The following is a 25,112-nucleotide window of genomic DNA, read 5'->3' as shown; positions in this document are numbered from 1 at the left end:
GTGAGCGGCCGTTGGTCGGATTTCGGCCTCCGTTTGCTGTCGGCCGCGGTGCTTGGCCCGGTGGTGCTGCTCTGCGTCTGGTCCGGCGGCATCGCCTGGAAACTTCTGGTCGAGGTGGCGTTGCTGGGGCTTGGGCTGGAATGGGCGCGGCTGGCGAAAGCCGGTCGCGGCTTCGCTCTGCTGTTGCCGCTGGCTTTGGCCTTCAGCGGCGCGGTGGCGATGCTGGCGGGCTATCCCACAGGCTTTGCGGTGATGGCGCTGCTCACGGCGCTGATCGCCGCGCGTTTCGGCTGGTTTGCGGCGATGGGCCTGCCTTATGCCGGCATCGGCGCGCTGGCGTTTCTGTGGCTGCGCCTGCAGCCGCATCGCGGCCTGCACGACACGCTGTTCCTCCTCATCGTCATCTGGGGCACCGACATCGGCGCCTATCTGGTCGGCCGCGTGATCGGCGGGGCTAAGCTGGCGCCGCGCATCTCGCCGGGCAAGACCTGGAGCGGCTCGATCGGCGGGTTGGTGATCGGCGGGTTCTGCGGCGCCCTGGTGGCCGGCGGCCTGCAGGGGCCGGACGCTTTCGCGCTGCTCGCGGGCTGTTTGTTGAGTATTTTTGCGCAAGCCGGTGATTTGCTCGAGAGTGCGATCAAGCGCAGATTGGGCGTGAAGGATTCCGGGGGCACGATCCCCGGGCATGGCGGATTGTTCGACCGGCTCGACAGTTTCCTGGCGGCCGCTCCCGTGGCGGCGATTTTGGCACTTAGCGTACATGGAGGCTTGCCGTTATGGGGCTAAAAACTTTGTCGGTGCTCGGTTCCACGGGGAGCGTCGGCACACAAACCCTTGATATTATAGCAGAAAATCAGGCCAATTATCACCTTCGCGCGTTGATCGGCGGGCGCAATGTCACGCTGCTGGCGGCCCAGGCGAAGCAGTTCCGCCCCGAGCTGACGGTGATTTCCGAAGAGGCCCTGCTGGGCGAGCTGCGCGCGGCGCTGGCCGGGACCGGGCTTGAGTGCGCCGCCGGGCGCCAGGCGGTGCTGGAGGCGGCCGCGCTGCCGGTCGACTGGAGCATGTCCGCCATCACCGGCCTCGCCGGGCTGGAGCCGACGCTGGCGGCGATCAAGCATGGCGGCACCATCGCCTTCGCCTGCAAGGAAGCTTTGGTCTCGGCCGGCGATGTTTTTCTCCGCGCCGTGGCGGAAGCCAAGGCGACGCTGCTGCCGGTGGATTCCGAGCATAACGCCATCATGCAGGCGATGGCCGACGGCAATGCCAGTTCCGTGGACAAGATCATCCTCACCGCATCGGGCGGGCCGTTCCGCACCCATAAGATCGAGGAGATGCGCGCCATCACGCCGGAGGCGGCGTTGCGCCACCCGGTCTGGTCGATGGGCGCGAAGATCTCCATCGACAGCGCGACGCTGATGAATAAAGGCCTCGAAGTGATTGAGGCTGCAAGATTATTCTCGCTCACCTCGGAGCAGATCGAGGTGCTGGTGCACCCGCAATCGGTGATCCACGGCATGGTCTGCTACGCCGATGGCAGCGTGCTGGCGCAGCTTGGCTCGCCCGATATGCGCATTCCCATCGCCCACACGCTGGCCTGGCCGCAGCGCCTGTCCACCGGCGCGCCGCGGCTCGACCTCGCCGCTGTGGCACGGCTGGACTTCTTCCCGCCCGATGAGGAACAGTTTCCGGCTCTGCGCCTGGCGCGCGAGGCGCTGGTGGCCGGCGCCGGGGCGCCGACGGTGCTGAACGCCGCCAACGAGGTGGCGGTGGCCGCGTTCCTGGCGCGTCAGATCGGGTTTCTCGACATTGCCGGCATCGTCGAGACGGTGCTGCAGGCGCTCGGCGCGCCGCCGGTGCCGGATCTTGAAGCGGTGCTGGCGCTCGACGGCGCCGCGCGGCATGCCGCCCAACAGTTGGCCACAGCAAAGGCAGCCTAAGCATGACCGACACGATCCGCGCCATTCTTTCCTATATCGTGGATCTCGGCATCCTGGTGTTTTTTCACGAGCTTGGTCATTACCTCGCGGCGCGCAGCCAGGGCGTGGTGGTGGAGGCGTTCTCCATCGGCTTCGGTCCGGCGCTCCTGTCGTGGAAGGCCAAATCCGGCACGGTGTGGAAGATTTCCGCGCTGCCGCTGGGCGGATACGTGAAGATGCAGGGCTGGGGAGAGGCGAATAATGGCGAGCCCGCGCCGCCCGGCTCGTTCTCCGCCTGCTCGCTCGCCTCCAAGGCGCTGATCGTTGCCGCCGGGCCGATCGCCAACCTGATCCTGGCCTTCGTGCTGTTCGTCGGGCTGTTCATGAGTGTGGGGCAGGTGGTGGTGCAGCCGGTGCTGAGCGGGATTCTGCCGCATTCGCCGGCGGCGCTGGCTGACTTGCAGACGGGCGACCGCGTGCTCGCCGTGGATGCGCAGAAAATCGGCAATTTCTCGCAGCTGCAGAACATCATCATGGCCCATCCCGACACGGCGGTGACGATGACGCTGGAGCGCCATGGCCAGACGCTGACCCGGCAGGTGACGCTGGGCGACATGACGGAGGACGGCACGAGGATCGGCCGGCTCGGCGTGGTCGGGGCGGAATCGAGCCTCCATCGCTATTCTCCGCCCGGCGCCGTGGTGGCGGCAGCGCAGGAGACCTACAGCGAGTCTAAGATGATGCTGGCCGGCCTGTACCGACTGATTGTGCACCATCAGGGCTTGAGCCAGCTGGCTGGTCCGCTCGGCATCGCGCAGATCAGCGGCAAGGTGGCGGCCATGGGCTTCATCAGCGTCGTCAACCTGATCGCGCTGCTGTCGATCAACCTCGGCCTGATCAACCTCGTGCCGATTCCCGTTCTCGATGGCGGGCATCTGCTGTTTTATGCAGCGGAGGCCATCTATCGCCGGCCGATTCCCGCCCGCGCCCAGGATATCGGCCTGCGATTCGGCATCGCCATCATCCTGTCCTTGTTCTTCGTGACCACGCTGAATGACCTCACGCGGCTCGGCGCGGTCAGCTGGGTGGCGCATCTGTTCGGTTAACGCTGTGATTCAAGAAAAAACATACGCTTATTGACGGAAAGCCCCTTAAAATTTCCGTAATGGCGGGGCAGAATGGGCGGGGATGAGCGGCGGCTACGGCACGGCAGGGCGCAAGCTTGCCGGAAGAGCCGGCGCGTGCCAAACGCCGCGAAGAGAGAACACTCCGGCGCGCCGGGGGCTGTATGGTTTGGGAGATTTTCGATTTGCTGAAGCCGCGCTCGGCCTTATTGGCCTCTGTTTGCCTGTTGCCGGCCCTGCTGGTCCCAAGCCCGTACGATGCCGCCAGCGCGCAGACGGCGCCGCATCACCGCGAAGCTGCCGGCAACCGGGTGGTGCCCTCCGGCGGCACCATCGCGGCGATCAACGTCATCGGCAATCGCCGCATCGAGGCCGACACGATCACTTCCTATATGGTGGTGCAGGTGGGCGGGCCGTTCGACCCGCAGGCCATCAACGAGTCGGTGAAGACGCTGTATGCGACCGGCCTGTTCAGCAGCGTGTCGATCCATCGCGACGGCAATGACCTCGACGTCGCGGTGGTGGAAAACCCGACCGTCAACCAGATCTTCTTTTCCGGCAACAAGGTCCTGGTCGACAAGGATGCACAGGCCGCGATCGGCCTGAAATCCCGCGCGGTGTTCACGCCGGCCGCCGCCGAGGCCGACCGCCGCGCACTGCTCGATGCCTATGCCAAGAAGGGCTATTACAGCGCCACCGTCACGCCGAACATCATCCGCCTGCCGGATAACCGCGTGAACGTGGTGTTCCAGTGCACCGAGGGGCCGCAGAGCCTGATCGGGCGCATCACCTTTATCGGCAACAACCATTTCAGCCAGAGCCGGTTGCGCGAGGTGGTGTCGTCCCGCCAGTCCGCCTGGTACCGCTTTCTCTCGACCTCCGACCAGTACGATTCGGAGCGCGTCGAATATGACGAGTATTTGCTGCACCAGTTCTACATGCATAACGGTTACGCCGACTTCAACGTCATCAGCGCCAATGCCGAGCTGAGCCCGGACCGCAAATCGTTCTATCTGACGTTCGATATTTCCGAGGGCCCGCGCTACCGCGTCGGCAGCCTGAAGATCGTCTCGGGCATCCGTGGCCTGTCGGTGAAACAGCTCGGCGGTCTGGTGCCGCTGGGCAAGGGCGACTGGTTCGACGGCGATGCGCTGCAGGAGGGGGTGACCGCGCTGAACAACCGGGCGCTCAATCTCGGCTTCAGCTTCGCACAGGTGAACCCGATGGTGCACGCCAATCCGGCCACCAAGAAGATCGACATCACCCTGAACGTGGTGGATGGGCCGCACGTATACATCCAGCGCATCGACATCACCGGCAATACCCGCACCGAGGACAAGGTGATCCGCCGTGAGCTGACCTTTGCCGAGGGTGACGCGTACAACCAGGCCAAGGCCGACCGGTCGACCACGAACATCAAGAATCTCGGCTATTTCAAGACCGAGAAGATCACCACCGCGCAGGGCTCGACGCCGCAGCAGGTGGTCGTGGATACCGCGGTCACCGAACAGGCGACCGGCCAGTTCTCGCTGGGCGGCGGCTATTCGACCGATCTCGGCGCGCTGGTCAATGCCGGCCTCAGCCAGAACAACTTCCTCGGCACCGGCGTCGACGCCTCGATCAACGCGCTGCTCGCGCAGCGCGGCTCGCAGATCAATCTGGGCGTCACCGACCCCTATTTCCTTGACCGCAACCTGATCGCCGGCTTCGACCTGTTCCGCTCGGAAACCGACTCTTTCACGGCGGCGGCGGAGGCCTTGAGCTACCAAGAGAGCGATATCGGCGGGGATGTGCGGCTGGGCTACCGCTTCAACAGCCATGTCCGGCAGAACTTCACCTATACGCTCAGCGAACGCGATCTTTTCGGCGTCCCCACGGGTTCTTCGGTCTATATCGTTGATGAGGAAGGCGTCAGCTCGCTCAGCCAGATCAGCCAGACGCTGACCTTCGATTATCTCGACAACGATCTCGCGCCGACCAGCGGCCTGAACATCGACCTTACGACCGATTTCGCCGGTCTCGGCGGCTCGGCCCGCTATGTCCGCCTGAGCCCGGATATTTCCTATTACGTCCCGCTCGAGCATGTGTTCGGCAACAAGGCCTGGGTCCTGCGCTTCAATGCCACGGGCGGCTATCTGCTCCCGACCTTTGGCTACACCGACAGGATCGAGGATCGGTTCTTCCTCGGCGGCGACAACCTGCGCGGTTTCGCCGATGGCGGCGTCGGTCCGACCGATGTGGCGACCGGCGACGAGATCGGCGGCAAGATCATGTGGACACAGTCCACCCAGCTGAATTTCCCGCTGCCGGTTTCGCCGGATCTCGGCGTCTCGGGCTTTGCCTTCGTCGATGTCGGTTCTCTCTACGGCGTCAAAGCGCTCCCTGGCTTTCCGGTCGATGACAGCTCGGCGCCGCGTGTCGGCGCGGGTATCGGTGTCTCCTGGAATACGCCGTTCGGTCTGATCAATCTTTCGCTCGCCCAGCCGGTCGTGAAGCAGCGTGGCGACCAGATCCAGCAATTCCGCGTCTCTTTTGGTTCGAGGTTCTAAGTGTCAGTATTCACACGTTCACGTCCGGTCCTTTTCGCCGCTGTCGCGGCGCTCGCCGCACCCGCGGCTTTCGCGCAAACCTCGTCGCCGGGTTACTTCATGCCGCCGGCAGCGCATCCGACGCCCGCACCGCGTATGGCCCCAACCCCAGCCCAGGCCCCGGCGCCGATGCCGGCTCCAGCACCGCAGCCGGCGCAGGCGCAGATGCCGCCGATCCCGCAGCTGCCGTCTCTGCCCAAGGAGACCGCCCCGCCGATCGCCGTGATCGGCGTGCTGAGCGTGCCGGAAGTGATGCAGAAATCCACCGCCGCGCAGGGCGTGCAGCACGTGATCCAGCAACGCCAGGCCGAGCTCGGCCAGGACGCGCAGAGCGCGCGCAACCATATTCAGGCCGAGCAGGCGCACATCGTCGCCGAGCGCGCGCATCTGACCGATGCGCAGCTGGAAGCCCGCGAGCAGGCGCTGCGTAACGAGATCGCCGCGACCCAGACCAGGTTCGAGGAACGCAACCAGGCGATCCAAAATTCCGGCCAGGCGGCGCTCAGCCAGATCGAATCCGAGCTGATCGCGATCATCCGTCAGGAAGCCGAAGCGCACGGCATGAACCTGGTGCTGCATCGCGAGCAGGTGGCGTTGAACGTCAATGCGTTCGATATCACCGACGAGGTGGTCGCCCAGCTCAATAAGCTGCTACCGTCGGTGAAGGTGCCGCCGAGCGTGGTGACGCCGGGCATGATGGTGAACGCGCCCGTGGATCAGGGTGACCAGGGCGACGGCCAATAGGACTGGTTGATGGTTGATGTCGTGAAACCCGGTGACGCTCGGTTCTTCCCGCGCACCGGACCGCACTCTTTGGCGAGCCTCGCTGCACTGATCGGTGCGGCGGTGGACCAGCCCGACCGGCTGATCAGCGGCGTCGCGCCGCTGCAGACCGCCGGGCCGGACGATGTGAGTTTTCTGGACAATCGTCGTTATGCGGATCAGCTCCCCGGCACCAAGGCCGGGGCGGTTATTTTGCACCCCGACTTTGCCGCGCGCGTGCCGGTGGGCACGGTGGCGCTGGTGACGCCTGAGCCTTATGTGGGCTGGGCGAAGGTGGCGGCGCTGTTCCATCCCGCCCCTGCGGCGCGTGCCGGAGCCCATCCGAGTGCCGTGATCGATCCGACCGCGCAAATCGATGCCGGCGCTGAAATCGGCGCCCATGCGGTGATCGGCGCGCGGGTGACGATCGGGGCAGGGACGGTGATCGGCCCGCTGGCCGCGATCGGGGACGGGGTGAGCATCGGGCAGGACTGCCGGATCGGCGCGCAGGTGACGGTGTCGCATGCCATCATCGGTAACCGGGTGGTGCTGTTTCCCGGGGCACGCATCGGCCAGGACGGGTTCGGCTTCGCTATGGGCAAGGAAGGCTTCCTGGCCGTGCCGCAGCTCGGCCGCGTGCTGATCGGCGACGGCGCGGAGATCGGCGCCAACGCCACGATCGACCGTGGCTCGGCGCAGGACACCGTGATCGGCCCCGGCGTGCATATCGATAACCTTGTGCAGATCGGGCATAATGTGAACATCGGCGCCTACAGCGTCATCGTCGCCCAGGCCGGCGTGTCCGGCTCGACGACGATCGGACCGCAGGTGATGATCGCGGCGCAGGCTGGGCTCACCGGGCATTTGAACATCGGCCGCGGCGCGCGCATTGGCGCGCAATCCGGGGTGATGAGCGATGTGGGCCCCGGCGAGGAAGTCCTCGGCGCGCCGGCGCAGAGCGCCAAGGCATTTTTCAGGGAGGTCGTGACCCTCCGCAAACTCGCCCAGACCGGGCGGAAATCGAATAAGGCAGGTGGTTGAAGACCATGGACGACGCAACGCAAACAGAGCTTCCCCCGGTGGATATCGCCGTGGTCGACGTGAAGCAGTTGCAGCAGATGATCCCGCATCGCTATCCCTTTCTGCTGCTCGACCGCATGGTCGACGTGCGGCATGGGCATTCCGCGGTCGGCATCAAAAATGTGACCGTGAATGAACCGTTCTTTCAGGGCCACTTCCCGGGCCACCCGGTGATGCCGGGCGTGCTGATCGTCGAGAGCATGGCGCAGACCGCGGCGGCGCTGGTGATCTCCACGCTCGGGCCGGAGATCGGCATTCCCATCGTCTATTTCATGTCGATCGAGAACGCGAAATTCCGCAGGCCGGTGGTCCCGGGCGACCAGCTGCGCCTGAGCATGACCAAGGACCGGCGCCGCGGCAATGTCTGGCGCTTCAACGGGGTGGCGCACGTAGACGGCGTGGTGGTCGCGGAAGCGGGCCTCACCGCCATGATCATGAGCGAGGTGAAGCCTGTTTAGAGAAGGGGAAGACTACTTTTTGTGAACAAAAAGTAGCAAAAAAACTTTGTTAACCTGGGTCATGGGCTTTGTCGCCGACACCGCCCATGGCCCAGCATAAAAGAAGTTTTTGCGCCGCTTTTTTCAAAAAGCGGCTGCTTCTCTTCTCGACATACGCCGTAACAATGATTGACTAGCCGCTTCGCCGCCCGGCCCGTACAGCACTGGCGGCCTTAAAAACCGGAAGACCTGATGTTGAAGTCTCTGCACGATATGATCCATCCCACCGCCATCATCGCCACCGGCGCCAGCATCGGCGCCAATGTCAAAATCGGCCCGTTCTGCACGGTGGGCGCCGAGGTGGTGCTGGAGGACGGGGTCGAACTGGTGTCCCATGTCGCGGTCGAGGGGCGCACCCGCGTCGGCGCGGGGGCAAAACTGTTTCCGTTCTGCACGGTCGGGCTTGAGCCGCAGGACCTGAAATACAAGGGCGAACCGACCGAGACCGTGATCGGCCCCCGCACGCAGATCCGCGAGCATTGCTCCATCCATCGCGGCACCGCCACCGGCACCGGCATCACCCGCATCGGCGCTGACTGCCTGCTGATGGCGGTGGTCCATGTCGCGCATGACTGCGACATCGGCGACGGGGTGATCATTTCCAACAACGTGGTCATGGGCGGCCATGTCGAGATCGGCGCGCACGCGGTGATCGGCGGGTCGGCGGCGCTCCTGCAATTCGTGCGCATCGGCGCGGGCGCCATGGTCGGCGGCCTGACCGGCGTGCCGAGCGATATCACCCCCTATTGCTTCGCCTTCGGCTCGCGCGCGGAGATGGTGGGGCTGAACACGATCGGCCTGCGCCGGCGCGGGCTCGACAAGGCGCAGCTGCACCATATCCGTGCCGCCTACCGCTTCATCTTCACCGGCTCCGGCGTGTTCGCCGAGCGTGTGCAGGCCGCGCGGGCCGAATATGGCGAGAACCCCTACGTCGCCGAGATGCTGGACTTCATGGCCACGCCGAGCCGTCATGGCCTGCTGACCAATGTTGCCCGTGCCTCCGGCGAGAGCGAGGATTAAGCCTTCCATGAGCGCCGCGCCTTTGGGCATCATCGCCGGCGGCGGCAAGCTGCCCGGCGATGTGGCCGCCGCCGCGCAGGCGGCGGGGCGGGAGGTCTTTATCGTCGCGCTGGAGGGGTTTGCCGAGCCCGACGTGGTGGCACCCTATCCGCACCAGTCGTTCCGCATGGATGCCGTGGGCGCCATACGCCAGGCGCTGCAGGCGCATGGCTGCGCGGAGCTGGTGATCATCGGCCCGGTGAAGCGGCCTTCCATTTTTTCGCTGCGGCCGGATGCCGAGGGCCTCAAAATGCTGGCGCGGATCGGCCGCGCCGCTTTTGCCGGCGATGACGGGCTGCTCGGCGCGGTGCTGCGCGTGCTGGGCGAGGATGGGTTCCATGTCATTGGCGCCCACGAAATTCTTGGCGGCGCGCTGGGTAAATCCGGCCTGCTGACCATTGCCGCACCCGACGAGACGGCGCTGGCGGACATCAGCCGCGGCGTCGCGGTGCTGAAAATCATCGGTGCTGCGGATATCGGCCAGGCCTGCGTGGTGCAGCAAGGGATCGTGCTGGCGGTGGAGACGGTGGAGGGCACCGACGCGATGCTCTCCCGTGTCGCCGCCGTCGCTCGGCCCGGACCGGCCGGAGTGCTGGTGAAGCTCGCCAAGCCCGGCCAGGAGCGGCGCGCCGATTTGCCGACGATCGGTGTGGAAACCATCCGTCATGTGCGCAATGCCGGTCTGCGGGGTGTAGCATTTGAAGCCGGCGGCACCATCTTGGCAAACGGATCGTTAATGATCGAGGCTGCCAATGCCGAGGGGGTGTTCCTGCTCGGCGTCGAACCGTAACCGAAAGGCGAAATGATGAGCGACTTTAGTTTCCTGCATACCATGTTGCGCGTCCGTAACCTCGACGAGAGCGTCAAGTTCTACACCACCCTGCTGGGGATGAAGGAGCTGCGCCGCAACGAGGTGCCGGATGGCAAATACACGCTGGTCTTCGTCGGCTACGGCGACGACACGACCCATACCGTGCTCGAACTCACCTATAACTGGGGCGTGGACTCTTACGAGATCGGCACCGCTTTCGGTCATCTGGCAATCGGCGTGCCGGATATCTACGCGACCTGTGAGACCCTGCGCAAAGCCGGCGTGAAAATCTCCCGCGAGCCGGGCCCGGTGAAGTTCGGCACCACCGTCATCGCCTTCATCGACGATCCGGATGGTTACAAAATCGAACTGATCGAGCGCAAGCCGCGTTAATATGCGCTGGCCGTATCGAGCGCTGAGCACGGCCTTCGGGGTCGCCGACGCGGTGGTGCCCAAGGCGCTGCTGCCGTGCACCAGCCCTGATGCGCTCATCGACGCGGCCGGCACCAATCCCGCGCCTTCGGCGCGGGAAGGGCTGCGGCAATTGATCACGGCCATCGACGCGGATTCCAAACTAACCTTCTTCGGCAAGGTCTCGCTCCGCTGGGATATGATCCGCCTGCTGCGCAACGCGCAGAAGGTCGAGGATGCCCAGCGGAACGAGAGCATCACCACGGTGCCGGTGCAGGCGCCGATCTTCATTCTGGGCCTGCCGCGCAGCGGCACGACATTTCTGCATTCGCTGCTGGCCGAGGACCACGACAACCAGGTGCCGCGCAACTGGCAGACGATCTATCCCGGGCAGCGGCCGAACGATTTTGATCCGCAGGCTGATCCGCGCGCCCGTACTGTGGACAAGCAACTGAAAATGTTCGCCGGCCTGGCGCCGGGTTTTGCCGGCATGCACCCGATCACCGCCGACAGCCCGCAGGAATGCAGCGAGATCACCGCGCATGTGTTCCAGAGCCTGCGCTTCGACACCACCTTCCGCGTGCCGTCCTACCTGCACTGGCTGGAGGTGCATGGCCACCGTGAGGCTTTTGAATTCCACAAGCGGTTTTTGCAGTATCTGCAGGCGGGCGTGCCCTCGCGCTGGGTACTGAAATGCCCGGACCATACCTTCTCGCTGGACGCGATCCTGGAGGTGTATCCGGATGCGCGTTTCGTGGTGGTTCACCGCGATCCGATCGCCGTACTGGGCTCGGTCGCGCATCTGACCGAGGTGCTGCGCAAGCCGTTCCTGAACAACATCGACCCGGCCGAAATCGGCGCCCAGGTCGGCTCGCGCTGGATCGAGGGGGCGAACCTGCTGCTGGATTTCGACCGTCGGCCCGATGTCGCGCCGGCGCGGAAAATCCATCTGCATTACGAGGAACTCACCCTTGCGCCGCTGGCGGCGATCGAGCGGGTTTATCGCCAGTTCGGCCTGGAATTGCGCAAACAGGCGGTGGCCGCGATCTCGGAAAAGATCTCAGCCCGGCCGCGCGGCGGCTACGGCAAGCACGCTTCCTATTCGCTGGAGACGTTCATGCTCAGCGCACAGAACTTGCAGGCGCAGTTCGCGCCTTATGTGCGGCAGTACTGCCGTTAGAGGAAGCAGCCGCTTTTTGAAAAAAGCGGCGCAAAAACTTTTTGTTATGCTGGGCCATGGGCGTGGTCGCTGACACCGCCCATGGCCCAGCATAAATAAAGTTTTTTTGCTTCTTTTTGTTCACAAAAAGAAGCCTTCCTCTTTGCCTACCTGTTTTCGTTGGAGCGCCCGCACGGGCACCCAATCGTCATCAAAATTTTTCTAAAATAGGGGAAGCGGCCTGTTGCCGCGAGTGTTGCCCTACCTAACCTGGCCAGGAAGAAGTGTTGGATAGAGACTTGAAAAACCTGGCTCCCGAAGTTGGACTCGAACCAACGACCGAGCGATTAACAGTCGCTTGCTCTACCAGCTGAGCTATTCGGGACCGGTGAGCGCGCTATAGCCAATGCTGCGAGATGATGCAAGCGGGGCAGGTTGATTTTATTCGACTTGTTTCGTACTAGGGTGGCGGTACGCGGGCGTGGTGGAACTGGTAGACGCGCCGGACTCAAAATCCGGTTCTGGTGACAGAGTGTCGGTTCGATTCCGACCGCCCGCACCACCTTATTTCCCGGCGGTTTTCCAAAGTTTGATGTTGACCCTGCGGGCGCGGCGCTCATGGGCGGCGGACTGGGGAAGCGCCGTTGCAGCCGTGATCAGTGCCGGCGTCGGCGCTGTCGGTTGAGCCAGGCAACCGCTCGCGCACACAAGACCGTCTCTGCTGTGCCGGTTTTGGCGCCGGCGGGGGGATGTTTCTGCGGAATTGTACGGTTTCACAAAACTGTGACAATCAGCCTGTCTACAGCTTGTGGCGCGAGCAATCTAAAAAAACGTTAATTTGTGAACCGGCTGCCATGATAATGTCCTTCCGATTGTGCAATTAATGTAAATTTCAATCAAAAAATTAATTTTTTCCGGATAATTTTTGTTTTTGATTTTAAGAAAATTACAAGTTGTTATTAACTTGCAACGGTGCCCGAAATCTTTTCCAAAGGCGCGTAACGATCGCAGATAAATTTGACTAAAGTGACTGATTTCCGTGTATTAAGAGCCAACCCTACGCGGGTTGATGTGGTGGATGACGGATGATCGATTGAATATCTAATTGACTTCGGTTGTTTTCATCATATCGCGCGATTGCTCACTCACCGAAAAGGACAAGTCATGCTCGCACAGTATGTTCGCACGGCTCTCTCTCTGAAGTTGCAGGCCTTCAACGTCGACCGTCGTGCCGTTACGGCCATCGAATACGCGCTCATCGCCGCGCTGATCGCCGTGGTGATCATCGGCGCCGTCACCCTGGTCGGCAAAGGCCTACAAAATACCTTCAACACTGTGTCTTCCGAACTTTAAGCCCCGGTGCCGCGCGGCTTGGGGTGCGAAAACGGCCGCGCGACGGAGCGGCCGTTTTTCGTCTCAGGCACGCTGACTTGGGTGCAACCATAGGAAGCTTCACGGGCGCGTTTGCAGGGTGCGGGCCGGCGCCGGCAGGAAACTTGGATGATGAGAGGCCGGGGAAGAATTTTAACAAAATCCCGTGTTTTTCCTGTATGATGTTTAACAACCTAAAGAAGTAGAAATTAGTTGATCGTAACATTTTATTCACGTTTTAGTGAGGGTGCTCTGCGATCGGCCGGTTCATGGCCGGGGCGCTGTCATGCACGCGGGCCCGGCGAGTTCTGGTAAATCGTCCGTCGAACTGCGGTGGATCAAGGCGTTACCGCAATGAGTTCGACAAAAAGATTTAATATGGCCGCCAAGTGGCATGGCGGTCATATTTAGAGTAAGTAATGTAAGCCGGTCATATCCTATGTGACGGAGGTTGAAGGCTAACGTGGTGAAGCAGGACCAATTTGCGATGCGCGGGTGCTGATGCCGGTCTTCATGATCCTGTCGGCGGCGCTTTTGATTTATGCGGCGTTGCACGACGTGGCGGTGCGCACGGTGCCGAACTGGCTGCCGCTCTGCCTGCTGCTGCTGGGCTGTGGCGCGCGCCTGGTCGACCATTCCTTGCTCGCTGGTGCTGCGGTCGCCCTGGTCACCTTCGTGGTTCTGTTCGGTGCCTGGCTCGGCGGAGTGATGGGGGGCGGCGATGTCAAACTCTGGGTGGCGACGGCTTTGCTGATTCCCCCGCTATTGCAGCCCGAACTCGCCTTTCTATGCCGAGTCCTGCTGTTCGGCGGGGTGCTGGCGGCCCTCTATCTGGCGCTGCGCCGGCTGGTGCCGCGGCCGCGCGCCTCGCGGCAGGGCGGCCTGCTGCGCCGGATCATCCGCGCCGAGGCGTGGCGCATCGGCCGTCGCGCGCCACTGCCCTATGCCTGCGCCATCGCCGGCGGTGCGCTTGCGACCCTTTTGCCCCTCTCTTTCAGCGTTAGGTAGAGCATGGTTTTTCGGCTCGGAATTTTCCTGGTTCTGATCGTCGCGCTGATCGTGGTTTCGGTCTTCGGCCTGTCGATTCTCAACCATTCGAAACAACAGGCCGCGGCGCCGCCGCCGACCGCGCAGATCCTCATCGCCACCACCACCATGGATGGCGGCAGCCTGCTGCAACCCTCCGACATGGCCGACGCGACGGTGTTGGCCAATGCCGTGCCGGTCGGCGCCAGCCTCGACACGCCGGATAACCGTGCCGCGCTGGTCGGCGCGATGGCCCGCGTTTCGATCCCCAGCGGCGCGCCGATCCTCAACAGCGCGGTGATCCATCCCGGCGATCACGGCTTCCTCGCTGCCGTGCTGGCCCCGGGCATGCGCGCGGTCACGGTCGGGGTTGATGCGATTTCCGGCGCTAACGGGCTGATCTGGCCCGGCGACAATGTCGACGTGCTGCTGACGCAGACGATCCCCGGCGCGCCGGGCGCCAAGAGCATCGCCGCCGAGGTGGTGCTGAGCGATGTGCGCGTGATCGCCACCGGCCAGGAGGTGGTGAAGAACGCCACACCGGGTCCCACCCCGCAGCCGCCGGCGCAGACGGTGACGCTTGAAGTGACGCCGGATCAGGCGGCGCGCTGCCTGGTCGCCTCCGATCTCGGCAAGTTGTCGCTCATCGTGCATTCCGCCCAGGCGCAAGTCGGCAGCCTGCCCCCGCAGGACCTGCCGCCGGAGCAGCCCATCTGGGCCGGCCAGGTTTCCCCGGCTCTGGCCAACACGCAGCCGGCCTCGCCGCGGATCTCCACGGTCCATGTCTTCCAGGGTTCACCTGCCGAACAGGATTACAGTTTCTGATGTCCCGCCATTATGCGCGTCTTCTGCTTGCCGTCTCCAGCTTGGGCCTGTCCGCGGGGCTGGCGCAGGCGCAGCCGCTCGAACTGAACTCGTCGGCCACGGCCAGCGGGCCGGCTTATGTCCGCAGCGTTTCCGTTGCCAAAGGCTCGGGCAAGCTGATCAAGCTGCCGGGCCCGATGGCCAACCTGTTCGCCGCCGACCCGAGCGTGGTCGAGGTTCGCCCCGCCAGTCCCGATACGATGTTCGTGTTCGGCAAGGATCTCGGGCAGACGACGATCGTCGCGACCGATCAGGCCGGCACCCCGGTCGCGCAATACACCGTCGTGGTCGGCCCCTCGGCGTTCGCGCGGAACCGGCTGCAGGCGCAGGCGCAGGCCGGCGCGCCCGGGGCGGATGTGACGGCCGAGAGCGAGGCCGGCGGCATGATCGTGCGCGGTACGGTGCAGACGCCCGAGGAAGCCAATAATGTGATGAACCAGGCACGGCTGATTTCGCCGACGGGCACGGTGGTCAACCAGTTGCAGGTGCGTGAGCCGATCCAGGTCGAACTCAAGGTCCGCATCGCCACCATGTCGCGCACCGTGACGCGCGAGCTGGGGATCGACTGGGGGCAGGCCGGGGCGGCCGGCATCATGATCGGCAAGTTCAGCCTCACCGGCAGTACCGGCACCGGCGCCCCGGCCATCTCCGGCAGCACGCCCGGCACTTACGGCTTGACCTTTCCTGGCGGCACGTTCCAGGGGATCATCGACGCGCTGGCCTCCGACAATCTCGCCCATGTGCTCGCCGAACCGACCCTGACCACGTTGAGCGGCACGCAGGCGAGCTTCCAGGTCGGCGGGCAGTTCCCGATCCCGATCAGCGAGACCAACGGCGCAATCTCGATCACCTTCAAGAATTTCGGCATTCTGCTCACTTTCACGCCCACCGTGTTCTCCGATGGGCGGATCGCCCTGCAGGTGGCGCCGCAGCTCAGCACGCTCAGCACCACGAATGGCGTGACGATCTCCTCGAGCGGCTCCTCCAGCGCCATTACGGTGCCGTCGTTGAACGTCACGCAGGCCTCGTCCACCGTCATCCTCGGCAGCGGCCAGGGCATGGCGATCGCCGGCCTGCTCGAGGACACCAGCAACGAAACCAGCAACGCCGTGCCGGTGCTGGGCGAGGTGCCGGTGCTCGGCGCGTTGTTCCGCGGGGACAGTTTCCAGCGCGAGCAGCAGGAAATGGTCATCACCGTCACCCCCTATCTGGTGAACCCGGTCGACCAGCCGGCGACGCTCGCCTCGCCGGACGATGGCTGGACTCCGCCCAACGACCTGCAGCGCATCCTGCTGCTGCGCGATAACGGCACCGACGCGGCTTCCGCCACCATTCCGGGCGATGCCGGGTTCATGGTGCAATGAAAGGATACGCCATGCGCCGCGCCGCGTTCTTTGCGTTCTGCGCGATCCTCCTGACTTTGAGCGGCTGCGAAGGTGCGTTCGACCCGTTTCAGCGCCCCGGCAACTGGGCGGCCACGGGGGCGGCGAACGAGAACATCGCGCAGCAGGTGGCGGTGCCCTCCGATCTCATTTCCGGCCGGGGCAACCCGAATACCAACGGTGTCGCTGCCTCGGCCGCGCTGGACAAGGCGCTGGGGCCAAGCGGCGCCGGCACGGCGGCCGGGTTGCAGACGCCCGAACAGATCACCGTGCAATCCAATTTGAACTAGAACATGATGGTTTTTGATCGCGCATATGCGCAGCAGGCTTCTCGGATTGAAGAAAGCAGCCGCTTTTTGAAAAAAGCGGCGCAAAAACTTTTGTTATGCCGGGCCTGGGGCGTTGTCGCCGACACCGCCCATAGCCCAGCATTAACAAAGTTTTTTTGCTTCTTTTTGTTCACAAAAAGAAGTCTTCCTTTCGCTACCGGAGTTTGGGGATGAACGAGCAAAGCGCGCGCGCGGCGTCGGCCGACGACGGCGTGATCAACCGCCCTGACCGGCTGACCGTTCTGGCCTTTCTCAGCGATCCGGCCACCGAGCAGGTGCTGCGGGACGGGCTCGGAGAGCTGGTGGCCAACGGCATGGATATCCGCCGTGGCACGGTGCGCACCGCCATATCCGCCATGGCCAAATTGCCCACGCCGGAAGTGCTGATCGTGGATATCGCCGGCGAGGACCAGCCGCTGCACGCGCTGGGGGAACTCTCCGACGTGGTGGAGCCCGGCGTCCGCGTGCTGGTGATCGGCGACACTGACGACGTCGATTTCTACCGTCACATCACCCGCGGCATGGGGGTGATGGAATATATCTTCAAGCCGATCACGCGCGAGGCGGTGGCGCGGCATTTCGCGCCGTTGGTGACGCGCAAGACGATGGGCCATGACGCCACCCGCGGCGGCCGCGTCATCGCCGTGCTAGGCGCGCGCGGCGGCGTCGGCGCCACCACCATCGCCGGCAACCTCGCCTGGATGCTGGGGGTAGTCGCCAAGCGCCACACCGTGTTCCTGGAAGCTGATCTGCATATGGGCTCCGGCGCGCTGCTGCTGGGGGCGAAAACCGGCCCCGGCCTGCGCATGGCGCTGGAAACGCCCGACCGCATCGACCCGCTTTTCGTCGAGCGCGCGGCGCAGCCCGTCAGCGAACGCCTGCAGGTTCTGGCCTCGGAGGAGAAGCTCAACGAGGCGCTGCATTACGCGCCGGGTGCGGCCCGCCGGCTGATCGACGCGCTGCGCGTGCGCTACAATTTCATCATCGCCGACGTGCCGTTTCTGCCGATGCCCTGCAACCGGGAGCTGATCGAGTTCGCGCATCACCGCGTCATCGTCATGGACCCGTCGCTCGCCAGCGTGCGCGACACGCTGCGCCTGCTCGGCTTGCCGAACGGCCCGTGGCAGCCGCAAAGCCCGACCATCGTGCTCAACCGCCAGGGGCGGCCGGGCGGCCTGACCCGCAAGCAGATCGAGGAAGCGCTGAAGGTGAAGGTCGACGTGGTGATCCCCGACCTGCCGAAGCAGCTCAACGAAAGTGCCAGCTTCGGCGAGCCGGCGATGACCGCGCGCGGCCCGTTCCGCCAGGCGATCATCGACCTGTCGCGTGAGATCGGCTTTGTCGGCAACCGCGACGAGGCGGGTGCTGCGAGTCTGCCGGCGGGGGCGCTGGGCGGCATCTTCAAAATGCTACGCCTGCAGAAAGGATAGAGGATGACGGATGTCAGCCTGCCCATATTTGGCCGACGTCATAACGAGGCGGTTGCCGGTCCGGCCGCGCTTCGCCCCCAAGGCCCGTCGGCCGGTCCCTACCTGGCGCCCGAGCTTTCAGCCCGCGCCATGGCAGAACAGAGCGCCGCCCCCCCGGCCGTGGTCATCAACACCCGCCCGGAGATTGCCGAGCTGCGCGCCATTTGCCTGACCCGCATGGACGCCACCGCGGTCGCATCCCTGGCCCCGGAACGCTTGCTGATCGAGGTGGAGCGGCTGATCTCGGACCTTGCGACCGAGCGCCGTGTGCAGCTCAACGGCCGCGAGCAGCGCAGCCTGGCCACCGAGCTGGTGGACGACATGCTGGGGTTGGGCCCGCTGGAGCCGCTGCTGCTTGATGAAAGCATCAACGACATCATGGTCAACGGGCCGGAGCACACCTTTGTGGAGCGCGGCGGCAAGCTGGTGCAGGTGCCGGTGCGCTTCCGCGACTGGACCCATCTTACCAATATCTGCCAGCGCATCGCCGCCTCGGTCGGCCGCCGCGTCGATGAGGCGAGCCCGATGTGCGACGCGCGCCTGAAAGACGGCTCGCGCGTCAACATCATCCTGCCGCCGCTGGCGATCGACGGGCCGTCGCTCTCGATTCGTAAGTTCGCGAAAAAGCCGATCGATTTCGAGAAACTGATCGCCTTCGGCTCGCTCACCCCGTCGATCGCGCGCGTTCTGGAAATCGCCGCGCGCTGCCGGCTGAACATCATTGTTTCCGGTGGTACAGGCTCAGGTAAAACCACGATGATGAACGCGATGAGCCGGTTCATCGACCCCGCGGAGCGGATCGTCACGGTCGAGGACGCGGCCGAGCTGCAACTGCAGCAGCCCCACGTGGTACGGCTGGAAACCCGCCCGGCCAGCCTGGAAGGCAAGGGCGAGGTGAACGCCCGCGACCTGGTGCGCAACGCGTTGCGTATGCGTCCCGACCGCATCATCATCGGCGAGGTGCGCGGCGCCGAGGCCTTCGACATGTTGCAGGCGATGAACACCGGCCATGACGGCTCGATGTCCACCATCCACGCCAACAACACCCGCGACGCGCTCTCCAGGATCGAGAACATGGTGCAGATGTCGAGCATGGGGCTGACCCCGCGCGCCATCCGCACCCAGGTGGTGGCGGCCGTGAACCTCATCGTGCAGGTGGAGCGCCAGCGCGATGGCGGCCGCCGCGTCACCCAGGTGACCGAGATCTCCGGGATCGAGGGCGAGACGCAGCTGCTCAACGACATCTTCAAATTCGAAGTCACCGGCGAGACCGCCACCGGCCGCCTGACGGGCCGCTACGAGGTCAGCCGCATCCGCTCCTCCTTCATCGAGCGGCTGCAATATTTCGGCCTGGAACGCAGCTGGCTGGCGGCCCTCGAGGACATGCAATGATTTCCGAGGAAATCGTTGTCCTGGCCGCCCTTGTGCTGATCCTGTTTGGCATGGCGGCGCTCGCCATGATGTCGGTGATGCACGGACATAAACGGCTGAAAAAATTCGAGAGCCGGCTCAACGAGGTGGTCACGCCCGGCGCGCGGCCGGCCAATGTCACCGAGGAGGAGCTGTCGCTCACGCGCACCGTCACGCGCGTCGAGCAGCTCAGGGAAAAAGCCGCGAAGTTCATCGGCGTCGATCTGCGCCAGTCGGAAACCTACCCGATCAAATGGTGGCTGGTACCGCCTTTGGCCTTGGCTTTGACGCTGACCATCGATTGGCTCGCCTCGCACCCGCTGGGCAGCTATCGGGTGCTGCTCTACGCGCTGTTCTATATCGGCACGCCGGCGATCTGGCTGATGCTGACGAAATTCACCTTCAACTGGTTCATGAACCGCCGTAACGCGAAACTGCTGGAGCAGTTTCCCGATGCGCTCAACACCATCGTCCGCTGCGTGCGCGTCGGCATTCCGATGGGCGAGGCGCTGCGCACGGTGGCGCGCGATGCGCCGCAGCCGACCAAGACCGAATTCGACATTCTGGCCGACAAGGTTTCCATCGGCATTCCGCTCGACGCCGCGCTGCGCGAGCTGTCGCTGCGCATCAAACTGACGGAATACCAGTTTTTCGCCACCGCGCTCACCTTGCAGGCACGCTCAGGCGGCGGCATCACGCAGACGCTGGAGACCCTGGCCGATGTGATCCGCAAGCGGGTGGGGTTGAAGGCGCGCGGTTACGCGCTCACCGCCGAGGCGCGCACCAGCGCCATGATCCTGGCGGTGCTGCCCTTCGTCGCGGGCGCCGGGATCTTCGTGATGCAGCGGCAATATATCGTCCTGCTGTTCAACACCTCCTCCGGCGAGGCGATTCTCGGTGCCGCCATCCTCCTGATGGGCATCGGCATGGGAGTCATCCAGTTCATGATCAGCAATGTTTTGAAGTAGCGCCGATGCCCATTCTCTATATTTTCATCGCCATCGTTGTGTTGTTCGTGATCGTCGCCGCCAGCGGCTTTTTCGTGGTCGGTGAATTCACGCGCGCCGGGCGCCTCGCGAACCGGATCGAATTCGTGGTCGAGGGCGGCGAAAAGCGGCCCGAGACCAAGCCGGAAACTGCCGCGCTGCTGCGCTTTGTCTCCGCCTTCGGCATGCTGATCGCCCGCAGCGGCGTGCTGTCGCGCAAAACCCTGGGGGAAATGGCCGCGACGCTGGAAGGGGCGGGGTTCCGGGGCGGGCGCGGCCTCGGCCTGTTCATCGGTGCGAAAATTGTGCTGGCCGTGCTGGTGCCGTTGATGCTGTTCGTCGTGCTGCACAATTTCGGGACAGGTACGTTCTGGACTTTGGTGAAGCTCGCCGGGGGCGCCGTGGCCGGCTTGCTGCTGCCGGAGACGCTCGCCAACAACATCCGCCAGCGTCATCTCACCCAGGTGGCGGCTGGCGTTCCGGACGCGCTGGACATGCTGGTGATCTGCGCCGACGCCGGGCTGGCGCTGGAAGCGGGGCTGGCGCGCGTGGCGCAGGAGATCGGCAATCTCAATCCCGCACTGGCGATGGAACTCACCCAAACCTCGCGCGAATTGCAGATCGGCTCGGATATGCGCCAGGCCATGGAGGCGCTGGGCCAGCGCACCGGGCTCACCACGCTGAAGCGGCTGGCCACCACGCTCTCGCAATCGCTGCAATACGGCACGCCGCTCACCCAGGCGCTGCGCACGCTCTCCGCCGAATTGCGCCAGGAAGCCCTCATCATGTTCGAGGAGCGCGCCGGCCGGCTGCCGACCCTGATGACCATCCCGATGATTCTGTTTATCCTGCCTTGCGTGTTTCTGGTCGTCGCCGGACCGGCCATCATTAACGTGATGGCGATTGTGCACGGACACCAATGATGCGAAGTGCCGATGGTTTTGCGAACGAAAGAAAACGCGTGCCCGTTATGATTTCCGCTCTGAGAGCGATAAGGAAGGCTTCTTTTTGTGAACAAAAAGAAGCAAAAAAACTTTGCTCCTCTGGGCCATTGGCGTTGTCGCCGACACAACCCATGGCCCAGCATAAAAAAAGCTTTTGTGCCGCTTTTTTTAAAAAGCGGCTGCTTTCTTTGCCGGCTGCGGCGCTGCTGCTTGCATCCTGCGCCACGACGCAATCGCCTTATACCCAGGCCGCCGATCCGATGGGGCCGAAGACGTTGAACGTCGCAGATGCGGCGATAGCCGGGGGTGACCCGAGCATGGCGCTGTCGGTGACGCAGTCGATCCTGGCCAGCGCGCCCGACAATGTCGATGCCCTGATCCATGAGGGCAATGCGTATTATGCGCTGCAACGCTGCCCCGCCGCGGAGGCGGCCTATGTGCTGGCGTTGCGCTACGATCCGAAGGCGACCGAGGCGGAAACCGGGCTCGGCCGTTGCCTGCTGAAAACCGATCCGCGCGCGGCGGAACTGGCCTTCACCCAGGCGATCGCCGACGATCCCGGCAATGCCGACGCGCTCAACGATCTCGGCATCGCGCGCGATCTACAAGGCAATTTCGCCGGCGCGGTCGATCCTTATTCCCGCGCCCTGCTGGCCGATCCGTCGATGACCGCGGCAGAGGTCAATCTCGGCCTGTCGCTGGCGCTGTCGGGCCACGGGCCGGAGGCGCTGGAATATCTCGGCCCCCTGGCAACCGGCCCCGGGGCGACGGCAAAAATCCGCGAGGATTATGCCGCGGCGCTGCTGGCCTCCGGGCGCAGCACCGAGGCGCAACAGGTGCTGAGCATCGACCTGCCTCCGGACCAGGTGCTGAGCGCCATGAGCGGGTTTTCGCAGGTGATCGCGCAGTCTGTGGCCGTCCCGCCGCCGCCGGCTCCGGCCCCGACCGCGACGGCAGCCCCGGTCGCCCAGGTGGCGGCAGCGCCGCTGTTGTCGGCGGTGGCCGCACCCCAGCAGGTATCTCCGGTCCCAGAATCTGCACCGGGTGCCATGGCGGTGCAGCTTGGTGCGTTCAACTCGCAGAGCGGGGCAGAATCGGTCTGGAGCCGTCTCAGCGCCCATGAGCCGGCATTATTCGACGGCCGCACGCCGGAAATTACGTCGGTCACGATCAAACGACATGTTTTCTACCGCCTGCGCGTGGCCGGCTTCGAGAACGAAGCGGCGGCAAACAAATTCTGTGGCGCGCTGGCGGCCACCGACACGGCCTGCACTCTGGCGGATTTTTAGAAGAAAGTAGCCGCTTTTTAAAAAAAGCGGCGCAAAAATTTTGCTATGCTGGGTCATGGGCGTTGGCGGGGACAACGCCCATGACCCAGCATTAATAAAGTTTTTTTGCTGCTTTTTGTTCACAAAAAGTAGCCTTCCCCTTCCTGCCTTGACTCACCGGGATTGAGGCCGCACTTTCTGGAAGATCATCAGCATCGTGGCAGCGCTACGGGAAGGGAGCAACGTCTCCACGCTGCCGTCTGAGTTACATTCCGTGTGCGAAGCTTGGGGTTTTATCCCGTGGACCGTTTAGCCTTGTTTCTGCAGCGGATCTTAGGAGACTGCGGTGATGAATTGGGTGCAGCGGCGTGTTCAGCGCGGAAGAGGTCAGATCGACCGCACATTCATGGCCATGATCGACCGCGTTCTGGGTTCGAACGTTCCTGACGCGGAAATGGCCGTGGGGCCGGCCGGAGACAAAGCCGACGGCGGTGTGGAATTCGATCAATTCGTGAATGACGCGTTTTGGCATTACCACCGCAATTATAAAGAGCACGATTATCTGGAGACATTCTTCGGATTTTCATTAACCAAGCGACCCAATGATGTGTCCAGGCACGTGACGGCGCTTGAGCGGTTTTTGAGACGTACCCCGGGCTATCTGCAACGCGGCGGATCGTTCGATCAGGTTCTGTGCCTGCAGGTGCTTCGGGAAATCGATAAGCAATTTCACAACGACCGCATCCCCATGATCGTTGCCGCCAAGACGTCGCTTGAGCATGGGCAGCCCTGGGAGGCTTTTGAATTCATAGTACGCGCGCTCGAATTCGATCCGTATTGCGAGATGTCGATGGCCGTGCTGTGGAAAACGCTTCGAGATCTGCCCTGCCCGGATCAGTGGCGCGGATTTTTTGACCGTAGCACGCCGCCCGCAGTCGGCGCGTTGAGCTACACAGTGGAGTCAACTGAACTATTCGATTATTTTATTGAATTCTGCCGGGCCGTCATGAGCTGCGGCAGCCTGGACAATGAAGCCAGCTGCCAAGCGGTGCGGATGTTCTATCACCGCTGGTGGAAGGTGTATCGCCATGAGGACAGCGCGATCGGGCGGTTCGCAGCCTACGGCAATTCCGACCAATCTCAACCGATCGCAGCCTTGCGTCAGGTCCTGGAGTTTGCCTGCTACCGAACCCTGAGCAAAATGACCGATAAGGTCGAAGTGGGCGGCGAGCGCTGGAACAAAACCTGCTGCGATCTGACCCTGGCGCTGGAAAGCCAGGTGCCGGAGATTCCGGTATTCCTTCTCGCGGCCGAATATCTTGCCAGGCTGGGCCGTCTCGATGAGGCGCGGGACCGCGGCTATCGCAGTTTCAACATGAATTCGCGCTGCCTCATCACCCAGCATCTGCTGGATTGCGTTGAGCACGCAATCGAAATGCGTGCGCAAACGGGAAGCGTGGCATTTTCTCTGCTCGAGGAGGCGCCGCGGCGCTTCGCGGGGCGATTCTGCCCCGTCCCCTTCGATGAGGCCTACATCAATCCGGACGGTGACACATTTCTGTGCTGTGCCGCGATCCTCCCCGTGCCAATAGGCAACGTGTTCCGTGAGAAGAGCTGGGACGATATCTGGAACTCCAAAACGGCCCAGGAAATCCGTGGATCCATTTTGGACGGGACATATAAATACTGCAACAAGAGAAGCTGCCCGACCATTCTCAACAACGCGCTGATGCAGAGCACGTCCTTGTTGAACGAGGACACGAAGGAATTTCGGCGTGCGCGCTGGAGGCAGGCGATCGCAAATCAGGATGTCCGCATAGACGGCGCGCTGTTCTCGGATCTCGGTTACGATATCTCGTGCAATCTAAGCTGTCCGCAATGCCGCCTGGATCTGATCGTGCTCGACAAGCCCGGTTACGCCAGGCTCGACAACCTGCGCGAGGGCATGATCGACGATCTTTTGGGCAAGCTTCGTAACGTCCGGATCTCCTCGGGCGGCGAAGCCCTGTTCAGTCGGCATTTCCGCGCCTTGTTGGCCGATATCAGCCCGCAGCGGTGCCCCAATCTGACTCATATGGAATTGTTGACGAACGGCATGTTGTTCGATCGCCGGCAATGGGACACGTTTAAAAACATTCATTATCTGAAGATCAATCTGGTCGTGTCGATCGACGCCTCGTCCAAACAGACGTTCGAATCGATACGGCGCAAAGGACGCTGGGAGCGGATGGTCGCCAACCTCGAGTTTGCGCGCGAACTTCGGGAAACAGGACGATTGACGAAATTCACCATATCCTACGCCGTCCAAACCGAGAATTTCCATGACATGCCACGTTTGGTCGAGATGGCGGAACGGCTGCACGTCGACGAAATTGCGTTCTTCAAGCTTGAGAACGTGGGTACCTACTCCGAGGACGAGTACCGGCAGCGCAACATCGCCGAACCCTCTCACCCCCTGCACAGCGAATTTCTTGATGTTCTGAGGGACCCCATATTCGCCTCTCCGATCGTAGCGGCACATAACCTCGGTCCGTTCATGGCGGCGTTGCATGGCCCGCGCAAAGCGCGTGAAGTGATTGCGAGTGACCCGTACTGGGGCGATCTCTACGCTTAGAAGAAAGCGGCCGCTTTTTAAAAAAGCGGCGCAAAAATT

The 25,112-nt window shown here is 63.4% G+C and carries 24 protein-coding genes and 2 tRNA genes; 24 read left to right on the top strand and 2 right to left on the bottom strand.

All coding sequences use genetic code 11. From position 1 onward, the window contains the following. From VGG47_RS04475 to VGG47_RS04425, 11 genes are all read left to right on the top strand, one after another. Nucleotides 1-786 (top strand): phosphatidate cytidylyltransferase, encoded by a 786-nt coding sequence (locus VGG47_RS04475; RefSeq protein WP_331535849.1) that lies wholly within the window; start codon nt 1-3, stop codon nt 784-786. Continuing rightward, a complete protein-coding gene (dxr, locus tag VGG47_RS04470; RefSeq protein ID WP_331535847.1) occupies nt 777-1,940 on the top strand; it encodes a 1-deoxy-D-xylulose-5-phosphate reductoisomerase in 1,164 nt (387 codons plus the stop codon). The genes VGG47_RS04475 and dxr overlap by 10 nt, the downstream gene beginning before the upstream one ends. 2 nt (nt 1,941-1,942) lie before the next feature. Next, complete coding sequence (rseP, locus tag VGG47_RS04465) at nt 1,943-3,025, top strand: RIP metalloprotease RseP (RefSeq protein WP_331535845.1); 1,083 nt, start codon at nt 1,943-1,945, stop codon at nt 3,023-3,025. A gap of 182 nt (nt 3,026-3,207) precedes the next feature. Next, complete coding sequence (gene bamA / locus VGG47_RS04460; protein ID WP_331535843.1) at nt 3,208-5,592, top strand: outer membrane protein assembly factor BamA; 2,385 nt, start codon at nt 3,208-3,210, stop codon at nt 5,590-5,592. Further along, a complete protein-coding gene (locus tag VGG47_RS04455) occupies nt 5,593-6,375 on the top strand; it encodes an OmpH family outer membrane protein (protein WP_331535841.1) in 783 nt (260 codons plus the stop codon). Nucleotides 6,376-6,384: 9 nt separating this feature from the next. After that, nucleotides 6,385-7,434 (top strand): UDP-3-O-(3-hydroxymyristoyl)glucosamine N-acyltransferase, encoded by a 1,050-nt coding sequence (gene lpxD, locus VGG47_RS04450; protein WP_331535839.1) that lies wholly within the window; start codon nt 6,385-6,387, stop codon nt 7,432-7,434. Nucleotides 7,435-7,439: 5 nt separating this feature from the next. After that, complete coding sequence (gene fabZ / locus VGG47_RS04445; RefSeq protein ID WP_331535837.1) at nt 7,440-7,931, top strand: 3-hydroxyacyl-ACP dehydratase FabZ; 492 nt, start codon at nt 7,440-7,442, stop codon at nt 7,929-7,931. A gap of 231 nt (nt 7,932-8,162) precedes the next feature. After that, a complete protein-coding gene (gene lpxA / locus VGG47_RS04440; protein WP_331535835.1) occupies nt 8,163-8,990 on the top strand; it encodes an acyl-ACP--UDP-N-acetylglucosamine O-acyltransferase in 828 nt (275 codons plus the stop codon). Between the two features lie 7 nt (nt 8,991-8,997). Beyond that, entirely contained in the window at nt 8,998-9,819 is an 822-nt protein-coding gene (locus VGG47_RS04435; RefSeq protein ID WP_331535833.1) for an LpxI family protein, read from the top strand. Nucleotides 9,820-9,834: 15 nt separating this feature from the next. Beyond that, a complete protein-coding gene (gene gloA / locus VGG47_RS04430; protein WP_331535875.1) occupies nt 9,835-10,233 on the top strand; it encodes a lactoylglutathione lyase in 399 nt (132 codons plus the stop codon). A 1-nt stretch (nt 10,234) separates the two neighbouring features. Continuing rightward, nucleotides 10,235-11,431 carry a sulfotransferase family protein gene (locus VGG47_RS04425; protein ID WP_331535831.1) on the top strand — a complete coding sequence of 399 codons (1,197 nt, stop codon included), beginning with the start codon at nt 10,235-10,237 and terminating at the stop codon, nt 11,429-11,431. A 288-nt stretch (nt 11,432-11,719) separates the two neighbouring features. Here the strand turns inward: VGG47_RS04425 and VGG47_RS04420 are convergent. Further along, a tRNA-Asn gene (locus VGG47_RS04420) sits at nt 11,720-11,795 on the bottom strand. 90 nt (nt 11,796-11,885) lie between these two features. Here VGG47_RS04420 and VGG47_RS04415 point away from each other — a divergent pair. The 11 genes from VGG47_RS04415 to VGG47_RS04365 all read left to right on the top strand — a co-directional run bounded on the left by VGG47_RS04415 (nt 11,886) and on the right by VGG47_RS04365 (nt 21,170). Further along, nucleotides 11,886-11,972: transfer RNA gene (locus VGG47_RS04415), tRNA-Leu, on the top strand. Between the two features lie 602 nt (nt 11,973-12,574). Beyond that, nucleotides 12,575-12,763 (top strand): Flp family type IVb pilin, encoded by a 189-nt coding sequence (locus tag VGG47_RS04410; protein WP_331535829.1) that lies wholly within the window; start codon nt 12,575-12,577, stop codon nt 12,761-12,763. Between the two features lie 519 nt (nt 12,764-13,282). After that, a complete protein-coding gene (locus tag VGG47_RS04405) occupies nt 13,283-13,789 on the top strand; it encodes an A24 family peptidase (RefSeq protein WP_331535827.1) in 507 nt (168 codons plus the stop codon). Between the two features lie 3 nt (nt 13,790-13,792). Next, entirely contained in the window at nt 13,793-14,632 is an 840-nt protein-coding gene (cpaB, locus tag VGG47_RS04400; RefSeq protein ID WP_331535825.1) for a Flp pilus assembly protein CpaB, read from the top strand. After that, complete coding sequence (locus tag VGG47_RS04395) at nt 14,632-16,035, top strand: type II and III secretion system protein family protein (RefSeq protein ID WP_331535823.1); 1,404 nt, start codon at nt 14,632-14,634, stop codon at nt 16,033-16,035. The genes cpaB and VGG47_RS04395 overlap by 1 nt, the downstream gene beginning before the upstream one ends. Before the next feature lie 11 nt (nt 16,036-16,046). Next, nucleotides 16,047-16,343, top strand: a complete 297-nt coding sequence (locus VGG47_RS04390; protein ID WP_331535821.1) for a hypothetical protein — start codon at nt 16,047-16,049, stop codon at nt 16,341-16,343. Between the two features lie 3 nt (nt 16,344-16,346). Continuing rightward, nucleotides 16,347-16,556, top strand: coding sequence for a hypothetical protein (locus VGG47_RS04385; protein WP_331535819.1), 210 nt, complete (start codon nt 16,347-16,349; stop codon nt 16,554-16,556). Continuing rightward, nucleotides 16,553-17,812: an AAA family ATPase gene (locus tag VGG47_RS04380; RefSeq protein WP_331535817.1), complete on the top strand. Its 1,260-nt coding sequence runs from the start codon at nt 16,553-16,555 to the stop codon at nt 17,810-17,812. The genes VGG47_RS04385 and VGG47_RS04380 overlap by 4 nt, the downstream gene beginning before the upstream one ends. Before the next feature lie 3 nt (nt 17,813-17,815). Then, nucleotides 17,816-19,243, top strand: coding sequence for a CpaF family protein (locus VGG47_RS04375; protein ID WP_331535815.1), 1,428 nt, complete (start codon nt 17,816-17,818; stop codon nt 19,241-19,243). After that, nucleotides 19,240-20,229, top strand: a complete 990-nt coding sequence (locus VGG47_RS04370; RefSeq protein WP_331535813.1) for a type II secretion system F family protein — start codon at nt 19,240-19,242, stop codon at nt 20,227-20,229. Before VGG47_RS04375 ends, VGG47_RS04370 begins: the two co-directional genes overlap by 4 nt. 5 nt (nt 20,230-20,234) lie before the next feature. Further along, on the top strand, nt 20,235-21,170 hold the full coding sequence (locus VGG47_RS04365) for a type II secretion system F family protein (protein WP_331535811.1): 936 nt from the start codon (nt 20,235-20,237) through the stop codon (nt 21,168-21,170). On the opposite strand, the gene VGG47_RS04360 is transcribed toward VGG47_RS04365, so the two are convergent. Next, nucleotides 21,136-21,417, bottom strand: coding sequence for a hypothetical protein (locus tag VGG47_RS04360; protein WP_331535809.1), 282 nt, complete (start codon nt 21,415-21,417; stop codon nt 21,136-21,138). The two genes, VGG47_RS04365 and VGG47_RS04360, sit on opposite strands and share 35 nt — an antisense overlap. 49 nt (nt 21,418-21,466) lie before the next feature. On the opposite strand from VGG47_RS04360, the gene VGG47_RS04355 reads away from it, so the two are divergent. Together VGG47_RS04355 and VGG47_RS04350 are read left to right on the top strand one after the other, a co-directional pair. Further along, nucleotides 21,467-22,480, top strand: a complete 1,014-nt coding sequence (locus VGG47_RS04355) for an SPOR domain-containing protein (RefSeq protein ID WP_331535807.1) — start codon at nt 21,467-21,469, stop codon at nt 22,478-22,480. A 328-nt stretch (nt 22,481-22,808) separates the two neighbouring features. Further along, nucleotides 22,809-25,073 (top strand): SPASM domain-containing protein, encoded by a 2,265-nt coding sequence (locus VGG47_RS04350; RefSeq protein ID WP_331535805.1) that lies wholly within the window; start codon nt 22,809-22,811, stop codon nt 25,071-25,073. The last annotated feature ends 39 nt before the right edge of the window (nt 25,074-25,112 follow it).

The organism is Acidocella sp., from assembly GCF_036489515.1.
Taxonomy (GTDB): domain Bacteria; phylum Pseudomonadota; class Alphaproteobacteria; order Acetobacterales; family Acetobacteraceae; genus Acidocella.
This window is presented reverse-complemented; position numbering and strand designations above follow the sequence as displayed.